General features: G+C 66.8%; 15 protein-coding genes. 3 read left to right on the top strand and 12 right to left on the bottom strand.

Annotation, left to right across the window (positions count from 1 at the left end):
- Nucleotides 1-4: 4 nt before the first annotated feature.
- Genes LT948_RS19535 through LT948_RS19565 form a run of 7 tightly spaced genes read right to left on the bottom strand, consistent with a single transcriptional unit; the run spans nt 5 to nt 7,727 of the window.
- A complete protein-coding gene (locus tag LT948_RS19535; protein WP_033991154.1) occupies nt 5-1,336 on the bottom strand; it encodes a DUF58 domain-containing protein in 1,332 nt (443 codons plus the stop codon).
- Nucleotides 1,333-2,340: an AAA family ATPase gene (locus LT948_RS19540; RefSeq protein WP_003093896.1), complete on the bottom strand. Its 1,008-nt coding sequence runs from the start codon at nt 2,338-2,340 to the stop codon at nt 1,333-1,335. The genes LT948_RS19535 and LT948_RS19540 overlap by 4 nt, the downstream gene beginning before the upstream one ends.
- Nucleotides 2,337-3,614: a DUF4350 domain-containing protein gene (locus LT948_RS19545; protein ID WP_031636616.1), complete on the bottom strand. Its 1,278-nt coding sequence runs from the start codon at nt 3,612-3,614 to the stop codon at nt 2,337-2,339. Before LT948_RS19545 ends, LT948_RS19540 begins: the two co-directional genes overlap by 4 nt.
- On the bottom strand, nt 3,611-5,191 hold the full coding sequence (locus LT948_RS19550; RefSeq protein ID WP_023092833.1) for a DUF4129 domain-containing protein: 1,581 nt from the start codon (nt 5,189-5,191) through the stop codon (nt 3,611-3,613). Before LT948_RS19550 ends, LT948_RS19545 begins: the two co-directional genes overlap by 4 nt.
- Nucleotides 5,178-6,158 (bottom strand): stage II sporulation protein M, encoded by a 981-nt coding sequence (locus LT948_RS19555; protein WP_023092832.1) that lies wholly within the window; start codon nt 6,156-6,158, stop codon nt 5,178-5,180. Before LT948_RS19555 ends, LT948_RS19550 begins: the two co-directional genes overlap by 14 nt.
- The gene (locus tag LT948_RS19560) at nt 6,155-6,952 is read right to left on the bottom strand and encodes an RDD family protein (RefSeq protein ID WP_003134638.1); all 798 of its coding nucleotides are present in this window, start codon (nt 6,950-6,952) and stop codon (nt 6,155-6,157) included. The genes LT948_RS19555 and LT948_RS19560 overlap by 4 nt, the downstream gene beginning before the upstream one ends.
- A gap of 37 nt (nt 6,953-6,989) precedes the next feature.
- Nucleotides 6,990-7,727: a hypothetical protein gene (locus LT948_RS19565; RefSeq protein ID WP_003101171.1), complete on the bottom strand. Its 738-nt coding sequence runs from the start codon at nt 7,725-7,727 to the stop codon at nt 6,990-6,992.
- 224 nt (nt 7,728-7,951) lie between these two features.
- Between LT948_RS19565 and sbcB the strand changes: the two genes are divergently transcribed.
- A complete protein-coding gene (sbcB, locus tag LT948_RS19570) occupies nt 7,952-9,394 on the top strand; it encodes an exodeoxyribonuclease I (protein ID WP_009878058.1) in 1,443 nt (480 codons plus the stop codon).
- Nucleotides 9,395-9,478: 84 nt separating this feature from the next.
- Here sbcB and mvaT read toward each other — a convergent pair whose 3' ends face one another.
- Nucleotides 9,479-9,853: a histone-like nucleoid-structuring protein MvaT gene (gene mvaT, locus LT948_RS19575; RefSeq protein WP_003093888.1), complete on the bottom strand. Its 375-nt coding sequence runs from the start codon at nt 9,851-9,853 to the stop codon at nt 9,479-9,481.
- A 259-nt stretch (nt 9,854-10,112) separates the two neighbouring features.
- On the opposite strand from mvaT, the gene purU reads away from it, so the two are divergent.
- Both purU and LT948_RS19585 read left to right on the top strand, forming a co-directional pair.
- Entirely contained in the window at nt 10,113-10,964 is an 852-nt protein-coding gene (purU, locus tag LT948_RS19580) for a formyltetrahydrofolate deformylase (protein WP_003101174.1), read from the top strand.
- 49 nt (nt 10,965-11,013) lie between these two features.
- On the top strand, nt 11,014-11,226 hold the full coding sequence (locus LT948_RS19585) for a hypothetical protein (RefSeq protein WP_003101176.1): 213 nt from the start codon (nt 11,014-11,016) through the stop codon (nt 11,224-11,226).
- Here LT948_RS19585 and LT948_RS19590 read toward each other — a convergent pair.
- The 4 genes from LT948_RS19590 to LT948_RS19605 all read right to left on the bottom strand — a co-directional run.
- On the bottom strand, nt 11,201-12,202 hold the full coding sequence (locus tag LT948_RS19590; RefSeq protein ID WP_003093885.1) for a lysylphosphatidylglycerol synthase transmembrane domain-containing protein: 1,002 nt from the start codon (nt 12,200-12,202) through the stop codon (nt 11,201-11,203). The two genes, LT948_RS19585 and LT948_RS19590, sit on opposite strands and share 26 nt — an antisense overlap.
- The gene (locus LT948_RS19595) at nt 12,199-12,960 is read right to left on the bottom strand and encodes a DUF2334 domain-containing protein (protein WP_003093883.1); all 762 of its coding nucleotides are present in this window, start codon (nt 12,958-12,960) and stop codon (nt 12,199-12,201) included. Before LT948_RS19595 ends, LT948_RS19590 begins: the two co-directional genes overlap by 4 nt.
- Nucleotides 12,953-14,068: a glycosyltransferase family 4 protein gene (locus LT948_RS19600; protein ID WP_003110035.1), complete on the bottom strand. Its 1,116-nt coding sequence runs from the start codon at nt 14,066-14,068 to the stop codon at nt 12,953-12,955. Before LT948_RS19600 ends, LT948_RS19595 begins: the two co-directional genes overlap by 8 nt.
- Nucleotides 14,069-14,385: 317 nt before the next feature.
- On the bottom strand, nt 14,386-14,803 hold a 418-nt coding region (locus LT948_RS19605; protein ID WP_232197112.1), incomplete at its 5' end, for a methyl-accepting chemotaxis protein.

Genomic DNA, 14,803 nt, shown 5'->3' on the forward strand with positions numbered 1-14,803 from the left:
TCCGTCAAAGCACGCCGGCGCGCTTCCAGCCCAGGTAGCGGCTGATCAGCTCCGGCCCGAGTTCGCTGGGACGCGCATCGAGCACTGGCACGCCGTGGGCCGCGAGCTTCTCGTGGAGGCCGTTGCGCGCATTCAGGTAGTCGATGGTGCCGGTGTAGGCGAGCGCCTGCTCGTAGCGGGCGACCGGCTCCTGGCGCAGGGTGTCGAGCACTTCCTCGCGCAGGCTGGCGACCAGCACCCGGTGTTGGCGGCCCAGGCGTTTCACCGCGCCGAGCAGTTCTTCGTCGTCCTCGTCGCGCAGGTTGGTCACCAGGATCACCAGGGCCCGCCGCCGCTGGCGGGACAGCACCGCCTGCACGGCTTCCGGGAAGTCGGCGGGACGCTGGCTGGTCTGCAGGTCGTAGACGGTGTTGAGCAGCGCGCCGAGCTGGGCGCTGCCCTTGCCCGGCGGGAGGTGCCGGCGGTCGTCGCCGGCGAAGGTCATGGCGCCCACCGCATCGCCCTGGCGCAGGGCCACGTAGGCCAGCAGCAGGCTGGCGTTGAGGGCATGGTCGAAGTGCGACAGGTCGCCGTCCTGGCTGCGCATGCGGCGGCCGCAGTCGAGCAGGAAGAGGATCTGCTGGTCGCGTTCGTCCTGGTATTCGCGGGCGATCGGCGTGCGTTTGCGAGCGGTGGCCTTCCAGTCGATCTGGCGCAGGGTGTCGCCGTCGCGGAATTCGCGCAACTGGTGGAACTCCAGGCCGAGGCCGCGGCGCTGGCCGCCGCGTACGCCGATCTGGTTGAGCCAGTGGTCGACCGCCATCAGTTCGGCGCCGTAGAGGCGGGCGAAGTCCGGGTAGACGCGGGTCTCGCCACGTGCTTCCAGGTAGCGGCGCTGCCGCCACAGGCGCAGCGGGCTGGGCAGTTCCAGCTCGCAGCGGGGAAACACGAAGTGACCGCGGTTGAGCGGCCGCACCCGGTAGCCGACCTCGGTGCTTTCGCCCGGGCGCAGTTCGACCTCCTGCGGCAGGTACTCGAAATCCATGCCGGCCGGCAGGTGATCGAACAGGGTCAGGCGAACCGGACGCCGATAGGTGTGCTGCAGATGCAGGCGCACTTCGCTCCAGCGCCCCAGCGGCAGGTTGCCGCTGAGCTGGCGGCTCAGCTTCGGCACCGCCTGGCGGCGCGCCCACAGGGCGTCCAGCAGGCCGAGCAGGAGCAGCGCGGCGAGCACCGCCCACCAGAATGTATGCAGTTGCGCAGGCAACCGCTGGCCGAGCGCCGACAGGCTGCCCAGGCCGATGGCCAGCAGCAGGAGCGCGGCGAACAGCGCCAGCAGGGCGCGCGATGGCTTCATACGCGGGGGGCCGGTACCTGGTCGAGCAACTGTTGCAGGACCTGGTCCACCGACAGCCCCTCGATGTCCAGCTCCGGAGACAGCCGGACCCGATGGCGCAGGACCGCCAGGGCACAGCCCTTGATGTCGTCCGGCACCACGAACTCGCCGCCGCGCAACAGCGCCCGCGCCCGGCCGCAACGGACCAGGGCGATCGACGCGCGAGGTCCGGCGCCGAGGGCCAGGCCCGGCCAGTTGCGGGTGGTGCGGGCCAGGCGCACGGCATAGTCGAGGACCTGGTCGTCGATCGGCAGGTCGCTGGCGATCCGCTGCAGGGCGAGAACGTCTTTGTCCTTCAGCAGCGGCCGCAGGTTGGCCACGTCGAGCATGTCGCTGCGCGCGGAGCGGGTCACCTGGCGCACCAGGGTCTGTTCCTCGGCTTCGGCCGGGTAATCGATGCGCAGCTTGAGCATGAAGCGGTCGAGTTCGGCTTCCGGCAGCGGATAGGTGCCTTCCTGCTCGATCGGGTTCTGCGTCGCCAGCACCATGAACGGCTGCGGCACCGGCAGGGCGCGTCCTTCCAGGGTGACCTGGCGCTCCTGCATCACTTCCAGGAGGGCGGCCTGGGTCTTGGCCGGCGCGCGGTTGATCTCGTCCGCCAGCAGCAGGTGGGTGAACACCGGCCCCTTGCGCAGCTTGAACTGCTCGCTGGCGAGGTCGTATACGGCGTGGCCGGTGACGTCGCTGGGCATCAGGTCGGGGGTGAACTGGATGCGCGCGAAGCCGCCGTCGAAGCAGCGCGCCAGGGCGCGTACCAGCAGGGTCTTGCCGAGCCCCGGCACGCCTTCCACCAACACGTGGCCGCCGGCGAGCAACGCGGTGAGCACATCGTCGATCACCGCGCCCTGGCCAATCAGGGCTTTCTGCAGTTCGCTGCGCAGGGCCTGGGCCAGCTGGCTGGCGCGCTGGCGCTGGAGCGCCGGGTTGGGCGCGGTGCTCGGTTGTTCGGGCGTCTGTTCGCTCATAGGGCATTCCTGAGGCTTTGCAGGTGGGCGACCTGGCGGGTGAAGTCGGCAGCGGAAAGGCGCTGCGCCGGATATGGGCGCATGGCCTGGCTGATGGCGCTGGGTGGCAGGCGGGTCATGCGACCGAGGATCTGCCATTGCTCGGCGACGCCGAGCTGTTCGAAACCGGGGTGGCGACGCCGCGCCCTGCGCAGGATGTCGCGTTGCAGACCGTGCAGCAAGGCGACGTGGCCGCGCTGGCGGAGGAGGAAGTCGGCGCCGGCGCGCAGGTGTTCCTCCAGTTGCCGGCGCGAACGGCTGGCCACCGGCTGCAAGGGACCCTGGCGCAGCCCTGCGCGCCACAGGCCAGCGAGCAACAGCAGCAGCGCTGCCGCCAGGGCCTCGGGGAAGTGGCGGGCGAGCAGGGTGGCGAGGCTGTCGCGTTCGGCGCGGTAGAGCAGGGTCACCTGGTTGTCCTGGGTCAGGTACCAGAGCAGCCAGGCGTTGTCGTACTGCTCGATGTTGCGGTTCTGCCAGATCCAGGCGTCGGTGAGCACCGTGACCAGGCCCTTGCCGTGCTGCATCTGCAACAGGTGGGTGGCGTCGCCGCTGTTGGCCCAGGCGTAGGCGTGGTTCTGCGGATCGTAGAGGTGGTAGTCGGGATCGAAGCCGATGTAGGCCGGCGAGCGCTCGTTTTCCAGGTACAGGCGGGTCAGTGCGGAATAGTCCGGCACGCTGTCGGCGGGCTCTTCTTCCTCGCCGGCGGCTTCCTCCGGCGGCGCTTCGGTCGCATGGTCGTCGACGCTACCTTCGTCGGCGTCGGCGTCGGCGTCGGCGGTTTCCTCTCTGGCCCGGTCCTGGCTGTCGTCGAAGTCCTCGGTCAGGTACTGGCGGATATCCAGGCTGTCGAGCAGCAGGTCGCCGCTCTTCTTCTCGTCCTCGTCCCACAGGCGTTCGGCGATCAGCACCAGATGCCCGCCCTGCTCGCTCCATTGCAGCAGGCGGCGCGCCTGGCCGGGAGTCATGCCGGAGCGGCTGCCGAGCAGGAGCAGGGTATGCCCGGAGGGCGGCAGTTCCTTGAGGACCTCAAGGCCGTCGGCGCGGCTCACCGTGACCCCCTGCTTGCGCAGGAACAGTTCGGCGGCCAGGTAGGGATTGCGCCGGGCCTCCGGCGATGGGCCGAGGTCGATCGTCTCCGTATAGGGTTGCAGGCGGCTGGCCAGGAAGATCGCCAGCAGCCCGGCCAGCAGCAGGAGCACGGCAAGCAACAGGAAGCGCGCGCGCCGGCTCATCATGGCTTGGCTCCCGCGGCGAAAAGGCTGCGCCAGCCATCGCAGAGGCGCTGGCGAGCGTCGTCGGCCGGCAGCCGGTGGCCGTAGGCGAGCGCCTGCCATTGGGCGGTCAGCAGTTGGCTGTAGTGCAGCAGCGGCCGTTGTTGCTCCAGTCCTTCGACCAGGCGCAGGACCTCGCCCTCGGTATGGGAGCCCTTCAACGGCAGGCGGTAGTCATGCAGCAGTCGGCTGAGCAGCCCGCGGTAGAGCAGGCCGAGGGCTTCCCGTGGTTTCTCGTTCCAGAGCCGTTCGGCGTTGCCGGCGATGTCGTCGGGCAGGCTTTCCGGACTGAGATCGAGGCCGAACATCACCGTCGGCGCTTCGCGGCGGGCCCGTTGCGGCAAGCCCAGGTTGCCGACGAACAGGCGCAGCCATTCTCGGTAGCGCCAGACCAGCAGGAACACCGCGCTGAACAGCAGAGCCCAGAGCAGCACTTCGATGACCTGCGCCGCGTGACGGAACGGCACCCAGTTGGCCAGGGCCTCGAAGAATGCCTTGAGCCGCTCTTCGTCCTCCTTGCGGCTGTCCTTTTTCTCGGTCTTGTCGCCGAAGCGCCAGCCCGTAACGGTCTCGCTGTTCTTGAACGGCGCGCCGTCGACGATCGCCCGGATCTGCTTGCCGGCCTGTTCGCTGTTGAGTTTCTGCCGCAGCAGGCGGGCCTGCTCGGGCGGCAGCTCGGCGTCGCCGGCGCTGGCGGCGCTGGCGGCGGCCGCCGGCTCGGCGTAGGCGGAAGGGGCGGGCAGCCAGGCCAGCGAAGCGGCCAGGCCGAGCAGCAGGACATAGGCGCTGCCGACCAGACGCTGGCGCAGGCGGCGGAACACCAGCTCGATGTCCCAGGCCTCCAGTTCGGTGCGCCGGTTCAGGTAGAGGGTGAAGCCGCAGGCCACGTAGATCGGCTCCCAGACTACCAGCACCAGGACGTAGAGCAGGTTCGAGAGGTGCTCCAGCCAGAGCCACTCGCCGGCTTCCGGGTCGAGCAGGCTCTGCCAGTTCCAGTCGATCTCGTTCTGCGCCGGGATCAGCAGGTAGAGAAGCATGGCGAAGCCGGCCCAGAGCGCCATTTCCAGGTGCACGCCGACCACGGTCAGCCAGGTCGCGCCGCCGGCGTTGCGCTGGGACAATACGATCAGGCGCTGGCTGCGGGGCTCCCCGGCGAGCCCTTCCAGTTGCAGGACCGGCAGGTCGAAGCTGCGCGTCGGACTGAAGCGGCGCCACAGCAGGCTGGCCGGCAACTGTTTCCTCAGCAGGGCGGGATAGGCGCGCAGGGCCTGCTTCAGGGTTGGCGTATCGCCGAACAGGGCGTGCGAGAGAATGTACAGCGGCAGTCGTTCGAAGGCCGGCTTGAGCCACCAGAAGATCAGGATCGCCAGGGTCGGATGCTGCCACAGCAGGAGGCTGAGCACGGCGAACAGCGGCAGGGTCAGCAACGCCCAACTGCCCATCAGCAGGCGCGCATGGCGATGCGCCAGGAGGATGCCGAGGTCGAGCGCTTCCCAGGCGCTGCGCGGTCGAATCGCCACGCTGGCGTCAGTCAGGCGCATGGCGGCTCCGTCCGGCGAACAGGAAGTAGCTGCCGACCAGCAGCCAGAGGACCGCGCCGACCGCGTACTTCACCCGCGGCTCGAAATGACTGATGGAAGACCAATAGGCCTCGGTGAAGGCCGCCAGCAGCAACAGCACGATCACCCCGGCGATCAGTTGCACGCTGCGCCGGGCCGCCAGCCGCAGGGCTTCGCCGCGGGTCAGGCGACCTGGCGCGAGCAGCGCCCAGCCGAGCTTAAGGCCGGCGGCGCCGGCGAAGGTGATGGCGGTCAGTTCGAACGCGCCGTGGCCGATGACGAACGGCCAGAAGGTCTGCACGTAGCCGATCTGCGTCAGGTGGCCGGCCACCGAACCGATCATCAGGCCATTGAACAGCAGGAAGAACAGGCTGCCGAGTCCCAGCAGCACGCCGCTGGCGAAGGTCTGAAAGGCGATGCCGATGTTGTTCATGATGTAGAAGCCGAACATTTCCCAGTCGTCGCTGGTGTCGCGTGCCCCCAACGGACCCAGGCGGGTGGTTTCCGGGGCGTACATAGACTCCATCTCGCTGACCTTGTCCGGGCTGACCACGCTGTAGATCAGGTCGGGAAAGTGATAGACCAGCAGCCCCATGAGCAGGGCGCTGCCGTAGAACAGCAGGCTGGCCACGGCGATGCTGCGCCATTCCTCGCGGACCAGGCGCGGCAGGCCGGCGAGCAGGAAGCCGAGGGTGCGGCTGCCGAGCTGGCTGCGGTGCCGGTAGAACTGCTGGTGGCCGCGCATCGCCAGTTGCTGCAACTGGTCGATCAGGTGACTGCTGTAGCCGCGCTCCTGGGCCAGCGCCAGTTGCTGGCAGAGGCGCCGGTAATCGGCGGCGAAGTCGTCGCTGGAGCCTTCCAGCTTCTTGCCTTTCTCGAGAAAGGCGAGGCGTTTGTCGAAGCGTTGCCAGGCGGCCTGGTGGCGCTGTTCGAAGAGGCTCTGTTTCATGCGCTCTCCTGACGCAGGCCGAGAAAGCCGCGGGCGATGCCGTTGATCTCGGCCTGGGCGCGTACCGGCTCGACGCCCAGCGGTTCGGCGAGAATGCCCGCCAGTTCCTCGCGGCGTGCCGAGGAAAGCGCCGCGCCGCGTTCGGCGAAACCGAGGAAGGCGCGCTGTTCTTCCAGGCTCATGGGGAAGGGCGGCAGTTGCGGCTCGACGTCAGGCAGGCTGGGCCGGCTCAGTTCGGGTTCGCGGTAGACCACCAGGGTGCCGGCGGCGATGTCGCCCAGGCGCTTGAAGGCCGGATGGTTCAGGCAACAGAGCAGACCGAGGGCGTAGCCGAAGGGCAGGATGTCGGCGAAGCGCAGCAGGTTGCGCAGCAGCGACGCGGCCCAGCCCACCGGAGTGCCGTCGTCGTGGACGACGCGCAGTCCCATCATCTGCTTGCCGGGCGAGCGGCCCTGGTTGAGCACCTCGAAGAGGACCATGTACCACCAGGTCATGACGAAGGTCAGCAGCAGGCCGAGGCCGGCGCCGAGCTTGCCGAGGAACGCCAGGCCGAGCATCAGCACCAGCATGATCAGGCCGCGGATGCAGAGGTCGATGGTATAGGCCAGGGCCCGGGGGACGACGCCGGCGGGACGCAGGAGCAGGTCGATGCCTTCCGGCGTTTCCACGTGGTAGTGGGTGTCGAGGACCTCGGCGCCTGGCCGGGGGGCGGGCGCGACGAGGCGGGCGGCTGCGTTCGGTGGCATCGGGGGGCCGTGTCGGGGAAAGTCAGATGCTAGCCAGCGTGGCGTCATCAGGCAACCGGGCCGCCGCGACGGCCCGGTCTGCACCTCAGTTGCCCAGCGGGCGAACGCCGAAGATGGTGCGGTAGAGAATACCCATGGAAACGACGAACAGCGGGCCGGTCCAGATCAGGCCGATGAACAGCGGGATCATGCTCACCAGCATCAGCAGGCTCAGCACCAGCAGCAGGCCGAACACCTTGAACCAGTGGCGGCTGATGGCCTTGCGCGAGGTTTCCAGGGCCTGCCAGGGCGTCAGGCCGCGCTCGGCCACCAGCGGCAGGGCGAGCATGTAGGCGACGCTCAGGTAGAGGCCGGGGATGATCAGCAGGAAGAAGCCGACGTAGACCATCAGCATCATCAGCAGGCCGGTGAGCAGCAGCGGCACCAGCATGCCGAAGTAGTTGAACATTTCGTTGAAGGTCGCCGGCTGGTCGGCGGCGCGGCGGATGCCGATCATGGTCAGGCCGGTGAAGAACGGGTAGCCCACCGCCGTGGCGACCAGGCTGGCGATCATCTGGCCGACCGCGAAGGCGATGGGATCGGCCTCGCTCATCAGGCCGATACCGCCGAAGAGCAGGGTGAGGATGAAGGTGATGGTCTGGATCACCACGCTGTAGACCACGAAGGCGCCGATCAGGATGCCTTTGACGCCCTTGATCTTGGCCCAGGCTTCGCTGATCACGTCGCCGATGCGGAAGTCGTAGTCGCCGATGACCGGCGGCACCGCCTGGGTCGGTTGCAGGGCGCTGGCGGGGGTGGCGTAGGGATTGCTGGTGTCGTTCATGGTGCTGTCCTTGTCAGTGAAACGGGCATCCGTGCGAGCGGAATGCTAGCGAGGGCGGAGGGGACAACGCAAGGTTCGGATGGCAGATATGCGCACTGACGCGCCCTGGCGGGCTGTGCCTACGGCGCTTTCCGTGAGTTCGTTGGAAAACCTGGAAATCCCCGAAGTGGGTCGCGAGCTTCGCGGCAGTCACTGGTAGACTGCCCGGTGCCGCCAGAAAGGGAATGACCGTGAACGCGAGTATTTTTTGGTACGACTACGAAACCACCGGCATCGACCCTCGCCGCGACCGGCCGTTGCAGATCGCCGGGATCCGCACGGACGAGGCGCTGAACGAGATCGGCGAGCCGATGAACCTGTATTGCCGTCCCAGCGACGATATCCTGCCTCACCCTATGGCTTGCCTGATCACCGGCATCACTCCCCAGCGGCTGGCCGAGCGGGGGCTGTCCGAGGCCGACTTCATGACCCGGGTACACGCCCAGCTGGCGCAGCCGGCGACCTGCGTGGCCGGCTACAACTCCCTGCGCTTCGACGACGAAGTGACGCGCTACAGCCTGTACCGCAACTTCTTCGATCCCTACGCCCGCGAGTGGCAAGGCGGCAATAGCCGCTGGGACCTGATCGACATGGTCCGTACCGCCTATGCCCTGCGCCCGGAGGGCATCCAGTGGCCGCAGCTGGACGGCCGGCTGTCGCTGAAGCTGGAAATGCTCACCGCGGCAAACGGCCTGGAGCATGGCCAGGCCCACGACGCGCTTTCCGATGTCCGCGCCACCATTGCCCTGGCCCGCCTGATCCGTCAGCGCCAGCCGCGCCTGTACGATTACCTCTACCAATTGCGCAGCAAGCACAAGGTGCTCGACCAGGTGCGCCTGCTGCAGCCGCTGGTGCATGTCTCCGGACGCTTTTCCGCGGAGCGCCATTTCCTCTCGGTGGTCCTGCCGCTGGCCTGGCACCCGCGCAACCGCAATGCCCTGATCGTCTGCGACCTCTGCGCCGATCCCGCGCCGCTGCTGGAGTTGTCGGCCGAAGACTTGCGCAGGCGCCTGTATACCCGTCGCGACGAACTGGCCGAGGGCGAGTTGCCGGTGCCGCTGAAGCAGATCCAGGTCAACCGTTGCCCGGTGGTGGCGCCGCTGTCGGTATTGCGCGCCGAGGATCGCCAGCGAACCGGCATCGAACTCGAGGAGTGCCAGCGAAAAGCCGAGCTGTTGCGCCAGCATCAAACCGTCTGGGCGGACAAACTGACAGCGCTATATGGCGAAGAAAGTTTCTCCGCCAGCGACGACCCCGAGCAACAGTTGTATGACGGATTTATTGGCGATCGAGATCGACGCCTTTGTGAACAGCTGCGCCTTGCCGAACCGGAGCAATTGGCCAAAGAACAATGGCCCTTCGACGATGCCCGTTTGCAGGAGTTGTTCTTCCGCTATCGTGCGCGAAATTTCCCGGAAACTTTAAATGTGGACGAGCGCCAACAATGGGAAAGCTTCTGCCGCAATCGTTTGTCCCATGAAGAATACGGCGCACCGAATACTTTGCCGGCCTTCGAGGCGGCGCTGGAGGCTTGTCGGCAAGAGCAGGGCGGCACATTGCCGGCGGTACTTGCGGCCTGGCGCGATTACGCCGCGGAACTGCGTCAACGCTATTCGCTGGAGACTTGAGGACGCAGGCAGAGGAGTCGGTACGATCCGGCGGAAATGAAAAACGCCAGCACTGGGCTGGCGTTCTTCGTGGAACTGACTGGTTTAGCCGAGCAGGGTGGCCCAGCTCTCGACGGCCTCGGGGCCCCACTTGGCTTTCCACTCTTTCAAAGTCTTGTGGTTGCCGCCCTTGGTCTCGATGACTTCGCCGGTGTGCGGGTTCTTGTACTGCTTGACCTTGCGCGCGCGCTTGCCGGCAGGCGCCTTGGCGGTGCGGGTGCTCTTGCCGATCTTGGCGTCCGGATCGAGCAGGGAAATCACGTCACGCAGGGACTTCTGGTAAGTGCCCATCAGCGTGCGCAGCTTCTCTTCGAATTCCAGTTCTTTTTTCAGTTTGTCGTCTTGTTCCAGGGACTTCAGGCGCTCCTGAAGTTCCTTGATGGCTTCTTCCGTGGCGCGATATTCGTTGATCAGGGACATGTCAGGTACCTTGTCTGTGCTGAGTGGCGGTGGCGGGCATGTAAGTAGATTCAATAATAGTCAGGGCGAAACTGTAAGTAAACCGCGATGAAAACTTTTCTCGATGAAATTCAAAGTAATTAATTCCGCATCGGGATTGCCCTGTTGTGCGGGTTTATTCTCTCGCGCAACAGCCTGTCGAAAGGCCTTCGCCGAGGCTGAACTTTTCCCGCCATGCCGCTAGAATGGCGGCCTTTCGCGATGTTTCTGGAGTATACCCATGCGCACTTTTCGGCTGGTGATCGCCTGTCCCGACGGGGTCGGGATCGTTGCCAAGGTGAGTAACTTCCTGGCCACCTACAATGGCTGGATCACCGAAGCCAGCCATCATTCCGACAACGATAACGGCTGGTTCTTCATGCGCCACGAGATCCGTGCCGACTCTCTGCCGTTCGACCTGGATGGCTTCCGCCAGGCTTTCGCCCCGATCGCCCGCGAATTCTCCATGGAATGGCGGATCACCGATTCCGAGGTGAAGAAGCGCGTGGTGCTGATGGCCAGCAAGGAGTCCCATTGCCTGGCCGATCTGCTGCACCGCTGGCACAGCGGCGAACTGGACTGCGAGATTCCCTGCGTGATCGCCAACCACGACGACCTGCGCAGCATGGTCGAGTGGCACGGTATCCCGTATTTCCACGTTCCCGTCGATCCGCAGGACAAGCAGCCGGCTTTCGATGAAGTTTCCCGGCTGATCGACGAACATGGCGCCGACTGCATCGTCCTGGCTCGCTACATGCAGATCCTGCCGCCGGACCTGTGCCGCAAGTACGCCCACCAGGTGATCAACATCCACCACAGCTTCCTGCCGTCCTTCATCGGCGCCAAGCCGTATCACCAGGCGTCGAAGCGCGGGGTCAAGCTGATCGGCGCGACCAGCCATTACGTGACCGAGGAACTGGATGCCGGTCCGATCATCGAGCAGGACGTGGTGCGGGTCACTCACCGCGACAACGTCGAAGACATGGTGCGGCTGGGCAAGGATGTGGAAAAACTGGTGCTCGCGCGCGGACTGCGCTATCACCTGGAAGACCGCGTACTGGTACACGGCAACAAGACGGTGGTGTTCGACTGAGTCGGCTTCCCTGGAATGCCGGCCGGGGCCGGCACCCGGAGGAACGAACATGAGCGATCCCAGGTCGGCGGGCACCGCCAGCCCGCCACCGACCCTCGGCGAGGGTTGCACAAGCCGTTACGACATCGACGCCCTCGGCGACGAGGACGGAACCGAGTTTCCCGGCGCGGCCGAACTCTGGCGGCGTATCCAGGAGAGCGCCAGCGAGACGGGCGAGGCTGACGCCGAGGATACGCTCAGGAAGAAGCCTCGCGACTGCTGATCAGCTTCTTCAGCAGCGGGCGTCCGGCGAGCACTGCGAACACCGGGCCGCCGGCGACGAGGTAGAAATAGAAGGTCACCGCTCGCCAGATGACGATGGCCGCCGCCGCCGTCGACTTGCCGATCATGGGGGCCAGCAGGGCCGCCGAGGTCAGCTCGGTGCCGCCGGCGCCGCCGGGGATCAGCGAGAGCTGTCCGGCGCTGAGCGAGACCATCTGGATCAGGAAGGTCCAGGCCCACTGGATATCCACTCCCAGGCCGCGCAGGGTCAGATCGAGCACGCTGAAGCGCAGTAGCCAGTGCGTACTGCTGAGAAGGAAGACCGCCAGCAGGCGTCGTTTCGGCAGGCGCAGGCTGTCGTGCAGGGCAATGCGGAAATGCAGGATCTTGCGGCCCCAGTGCAGGCGCTTGCGCGATGACACGCCGAGCCGCGCCAGAACCCGCCCGTTGAAGCGGATCACCTGGTGCAGGTAGCGGATCAGCATTACCGCGCCGACGAACAGGCCGACCAGGAATACCGCGCTGAAGATCAGGCTCGATTCCATGTTCGGGCTCAGCGAATGGCTGAGGGCATAGATCAGGATCGCGCCGAGGGCGCAGAGGAAGAACGTCAGGTCGGCCAACTGGTCGACCGCGAACACCGCGCTGGTCTGTGCCGGGCGCAGGCCGCGCCGGGCCAGCAGCGCCATCAGGGTCAACGGCCCGCCGCTGCCGCCCGGAGTGGCGCAGAAAGCGAATTCGCTGGCCATGATGATGCCGACGCTCTGCAACTGCCCGAGCTTGCCGGCGCGCCCGGCGAGCAGCAGCCGCAGGCGCAGGCCGTTGATGAACCAGCAGACCACGATCATGCCGAACATCAGCAGCAGGCTGTCCAGCGGGAAGGCGCGCAAGCGCGAGAACATGTCGCTGCCGCCGAGCACCAGCGGAATCAGCGAGGCACCGATCAAACCGAACAGCAGTAACCAGCCTCGACTCATGCCGCGTGGTCCAGGGCGAGGCGGCGCTCCAGCCAGTCGATCTTGGTCAGCGGCTGGCGCCCCTCGGACAGCAGGGTGCGCAGGGTACGCAGCCAGTATTCGCGGGAAAAGCGATGGCGCATGTCGACCGGATGGAGTCCGAGGCGGATCACCGGCGCTGCGCGCCAGGCCCGCCGGCGCTGCTCGCTGAGCGCCCAGGAGAGGCCGCGACGCCAGGCACTGCGCGCGCTCCAGACCAGACCGGGGGCCTCGATCGGTTGCAGGTGGGGAAGCCGATACAGGTTGGACGGGTCGCTGGTGTAGCGCAGTCCGCTCTCGCCGAGCGCCTGGCGGGTGCCGGCGCTCATCAGCCAGGCCGGCGCGACGAAACCGTGCAGCGGCCATCCGCGGCGGCGGAACAGTTCGATGCCGGCGGCCAGGCGGGCCTTGGCCTCGGCGTGGTCGAGGGCATAGAACTCTCCCTCCCAGGTGTAGATGCGACGCATGAAGTATTGCCCTGGAGTACGCGGTGGTGGGGCGTCATCGTAGTGATAGAAGCCGTGGAGAGCCAGTTCGTCACCCCGGGCCACCCGCCGCGAGAGCAGTTCGCAGAACTTTTCGTCGGCTTCCAACGGGTTGCGATGGTGGAAATCGGGCACTACCAGCCAGGTCATGGGGACCTGGCCGAGCGCGTCCACGGCCTCGACGAAGGGCCGGTAGTCCGGCCAGGTTTCCGGGGCCACGTCGTGCAACACCAGCAGCAGGCTGCGTTCAGCCATAGCGCGGGAACCTCGCCTCGCTGTCGCCGAGTACCGCGTGGTAGTGCAGGAGCAGGCCGGCGACCACCGCGTCCCAGGCATGCTGGCGCTCGACGTGACGGCGGGCGCGCTGGCCGCGCAGCTCGACGTCGTGGCTGAACAGTTCGCGCACCGCGCAGGCCATGGCGTCGCCGTTGTTCGGCGCGCAGAGCACGCCGCAACGCTCCGGGACTATTTCCGCCAGTGCCCCGGCGCGCACCGCCACCACCGGAATGCCGCTGGCCATCGCTTCGAGTGCGACCAGGCCGAAGGTCTCCTGGTCGCCGGCGTGCAGCAGCGCGTCGCTGCTCGCCAGCAGGCGGGCGACTTCGCGGCTGTCGCAGAAATGGTCGACCACGCTGGTGTTGCGCGGTACCCGGGTCGGCATGTTGGAACCCACCAGCAACAGGTGATAGCCGTCGCCGAGGCGCTGGATGGCGTCGAGCAGTACCGGCAGGTTCTTTTCCCGCGAACCGCGCCCGGCGAACACCAGCAGGCGGGTTTCCTCGTCCAGGCCGAGTTCCTGGCGCAGCCCCGGATCTCGGTTGCTCGGATGGAAGGTGACGAGGTCGACGCCCAGCGGTTGTACATGCACGTCGGCGACGCCCAGGCGCATCAGCTTTTCCGCCATCACCCGGCTGGGGGCCAGGACCCGGTCGAAGTGGCCGTACAGCTTGCTGACGTAGTTGTCCGCGTTGGTGCCGAGCCAGGCGCCCATGCGATTGCTCACCAGCAGCGGCAGGTCGGAGTGGTAGAAACCGATCACCGGCACGTCCAGCCGACGCCGTGCGTCGAGCGCCGCCCAGGCGGTGAGGTAGGGGTCGCCGACCTCGATCAGGTCCGGTTGCAGATTGCGCAGCACCTTGCGCCAGGGGCCGCGACGGAGAGGGAAGCGGTAGCCATTGCCGAATGGCAGCGGCGGCGCCGGCACCTCGTGGATGCCGTTCGCCTGGCGATAGCCGGCGCCAGGAACCAGCACGCTGTGGCGAATGCCGGGATAGTGCCAGAGATGGCGATGCTTGGCTTCGAGATAGGTGCGTACCCCCCCGCTGGCAGGCGCGTAGAACATGGTCATATCGGCGATGTGCACGATGGGCCTTCCTCCGTTGAGCTTGTTCCTTCTGCCACTCAGTGGACCACCGGCGCCGGCAGTCGTTCGAACGGTGTGCGGGAGCCATGGGTAGCTTCAAGTCTAGGAAAGAAAGCGCGAGCCGGCGCGTTCGGGGCAGCCAGCGCGGGAATAGGTCGCAGAGGGAGCGGGCGGAGAGGAAGGCATGCCTCGGGAGGCATCCTGGCAGGATAAGGGTGAACAACGCCGTTGGCGTTGTTCACCCTACGAATGGCCGGGGGCAGGGCGGATAGCCGCGGCGCGATTATCCGCCGGTTCGGCTACGGCTCGGGCAGTGCTCAGATCTTGAAGCTGTCCACCAGCTGGCGCAGGCGCCCGGCCTGGGTTTCCAGCTCGCCGCAGGCGCGCAGGGTGGCCTGGAGGTTCTCCACGCCTTCCTGGTTGAGGGTGTTGATCACGGTGATGTCCATGTTCAGCGAAACGACCACCGCGGTCTGCTCCTCGGTGGCGGTGGCCACCGACTGGTTCATCCCGGCGATCTCGGCGATCCGTCCGGTGACACTGCTCCGGCGTTCGCCGGCACGGTTGGCGATCTCCACGCTCTCCAGGCTGTAGCGCTGACTCTCGGTCATGGTGCTGACCGCTTCCTGGGCGCCGATCTGCAGTTCCTCGATCATCTTCTGGATCTGCTGGGCCGACTCCTGGGCGCGGTGGGCCAGGTTGCGCACCTCGTCGGCGACCACCGCGAAGCCGCGT

Origin of the sequence: Pseudomonas sp. CP-1 (genome assembly GCF_021213715.1) — a bacterium.
Lineage (GTDB): Bacteria > Pseudomonadota > Gammaproteobacteria > Pseudomonadales > Pseudomonadaceae > Pseudomonas > Pseudomonas aeruginosa.

Coding starts and splice junctions, on each gene's coding strand:
- LT948_RS19565 (WP_003101171.1), bottom strand. CDS start 7,727: ATGAACGACACCAGCAATCCCTACGCCACCCCCGCCAGCGCCCTGCAA.
- LT948_RS19535 (WP_033991154.1), bottom strand. CDS start 1,336: ATGAAGCCATCGCGCGCCCTGCTGGCGCTGTTCGCCGCGCTCCTGCTG.
- LT948_RS19540 (WP_003093896.1), bottom strand. CDS start 2,340: ATGAGCGAACAGACGCCCGAACAACCGAGCACCGCGCCCAACCCGGCG.
- LT948_RS19595 (WP_003093883.1), bottom strand. CDS start 12,960: ATGGCTGAACGCAGCCTGCTGCTGGTGTTGCACGACGTGGCCCCGGAA.
- mvaT (WP_003093888.1), bottom strand. CDS start 9,853: ATGTCCCTGATCAACGAATATCGCGCCACGGAAGAAGCCATCAAGGAA.
- LT948_RS19550 (WP_023092833.1), bottom strand. CDS start 5,191: ATGCGCCTGACTGACGCCAGCGTGGCGATTCGACCGCGCAGCGCCTGG.
- LT948_RS19555 (WP_023092832.1), bottom strand. CDS start 6,158: ATGAAACAGAGCCTCTTCGAACAGCGCCACCAGGCCGCCTGGCAACGC.
- LT948_RS19545 (WP_031636616.1), bottom strand. CDS start 3,614: ATGATGAGCCGGCGCGCGCGCTTCCTGTTGCTTGCCGTGCTCCTGCTG.
- LT948_RS19585 (WP_003101176.1), top strand. CDS start 11,014: ATGAGCGATCCCAGGTCGGCGGGCACCGCCAGCCCGCCACCGACCCTC.
- LT948_RS19560 (WP_003134638.1), bottom strand. CDS start 6,952: ATGACGCCACGCTGGCTAGCATCTGACTTTCCCCGACACGGCCCCCCG.
- sbcB (WP_009878058.1), top strand. CDS start 7,952: ATGACCGTGAACGCGAGTATTTTTTGGTACGACTACGAAACCACCGGC.
- LT948_RS19590 (WP_003093885.1), bottom strand. CDS start 12,202: ATGAGTCGAGGCTGGTTACTGCTGTTCGGTTTGATCGGTGCCTCGCTG.
- purU (WP_003101174.1), top strand. CDS start 10,113: ATGCGCACTTTTCGGCTGGTGATCGCCTGTCCCGACGGGGTCGGGATC.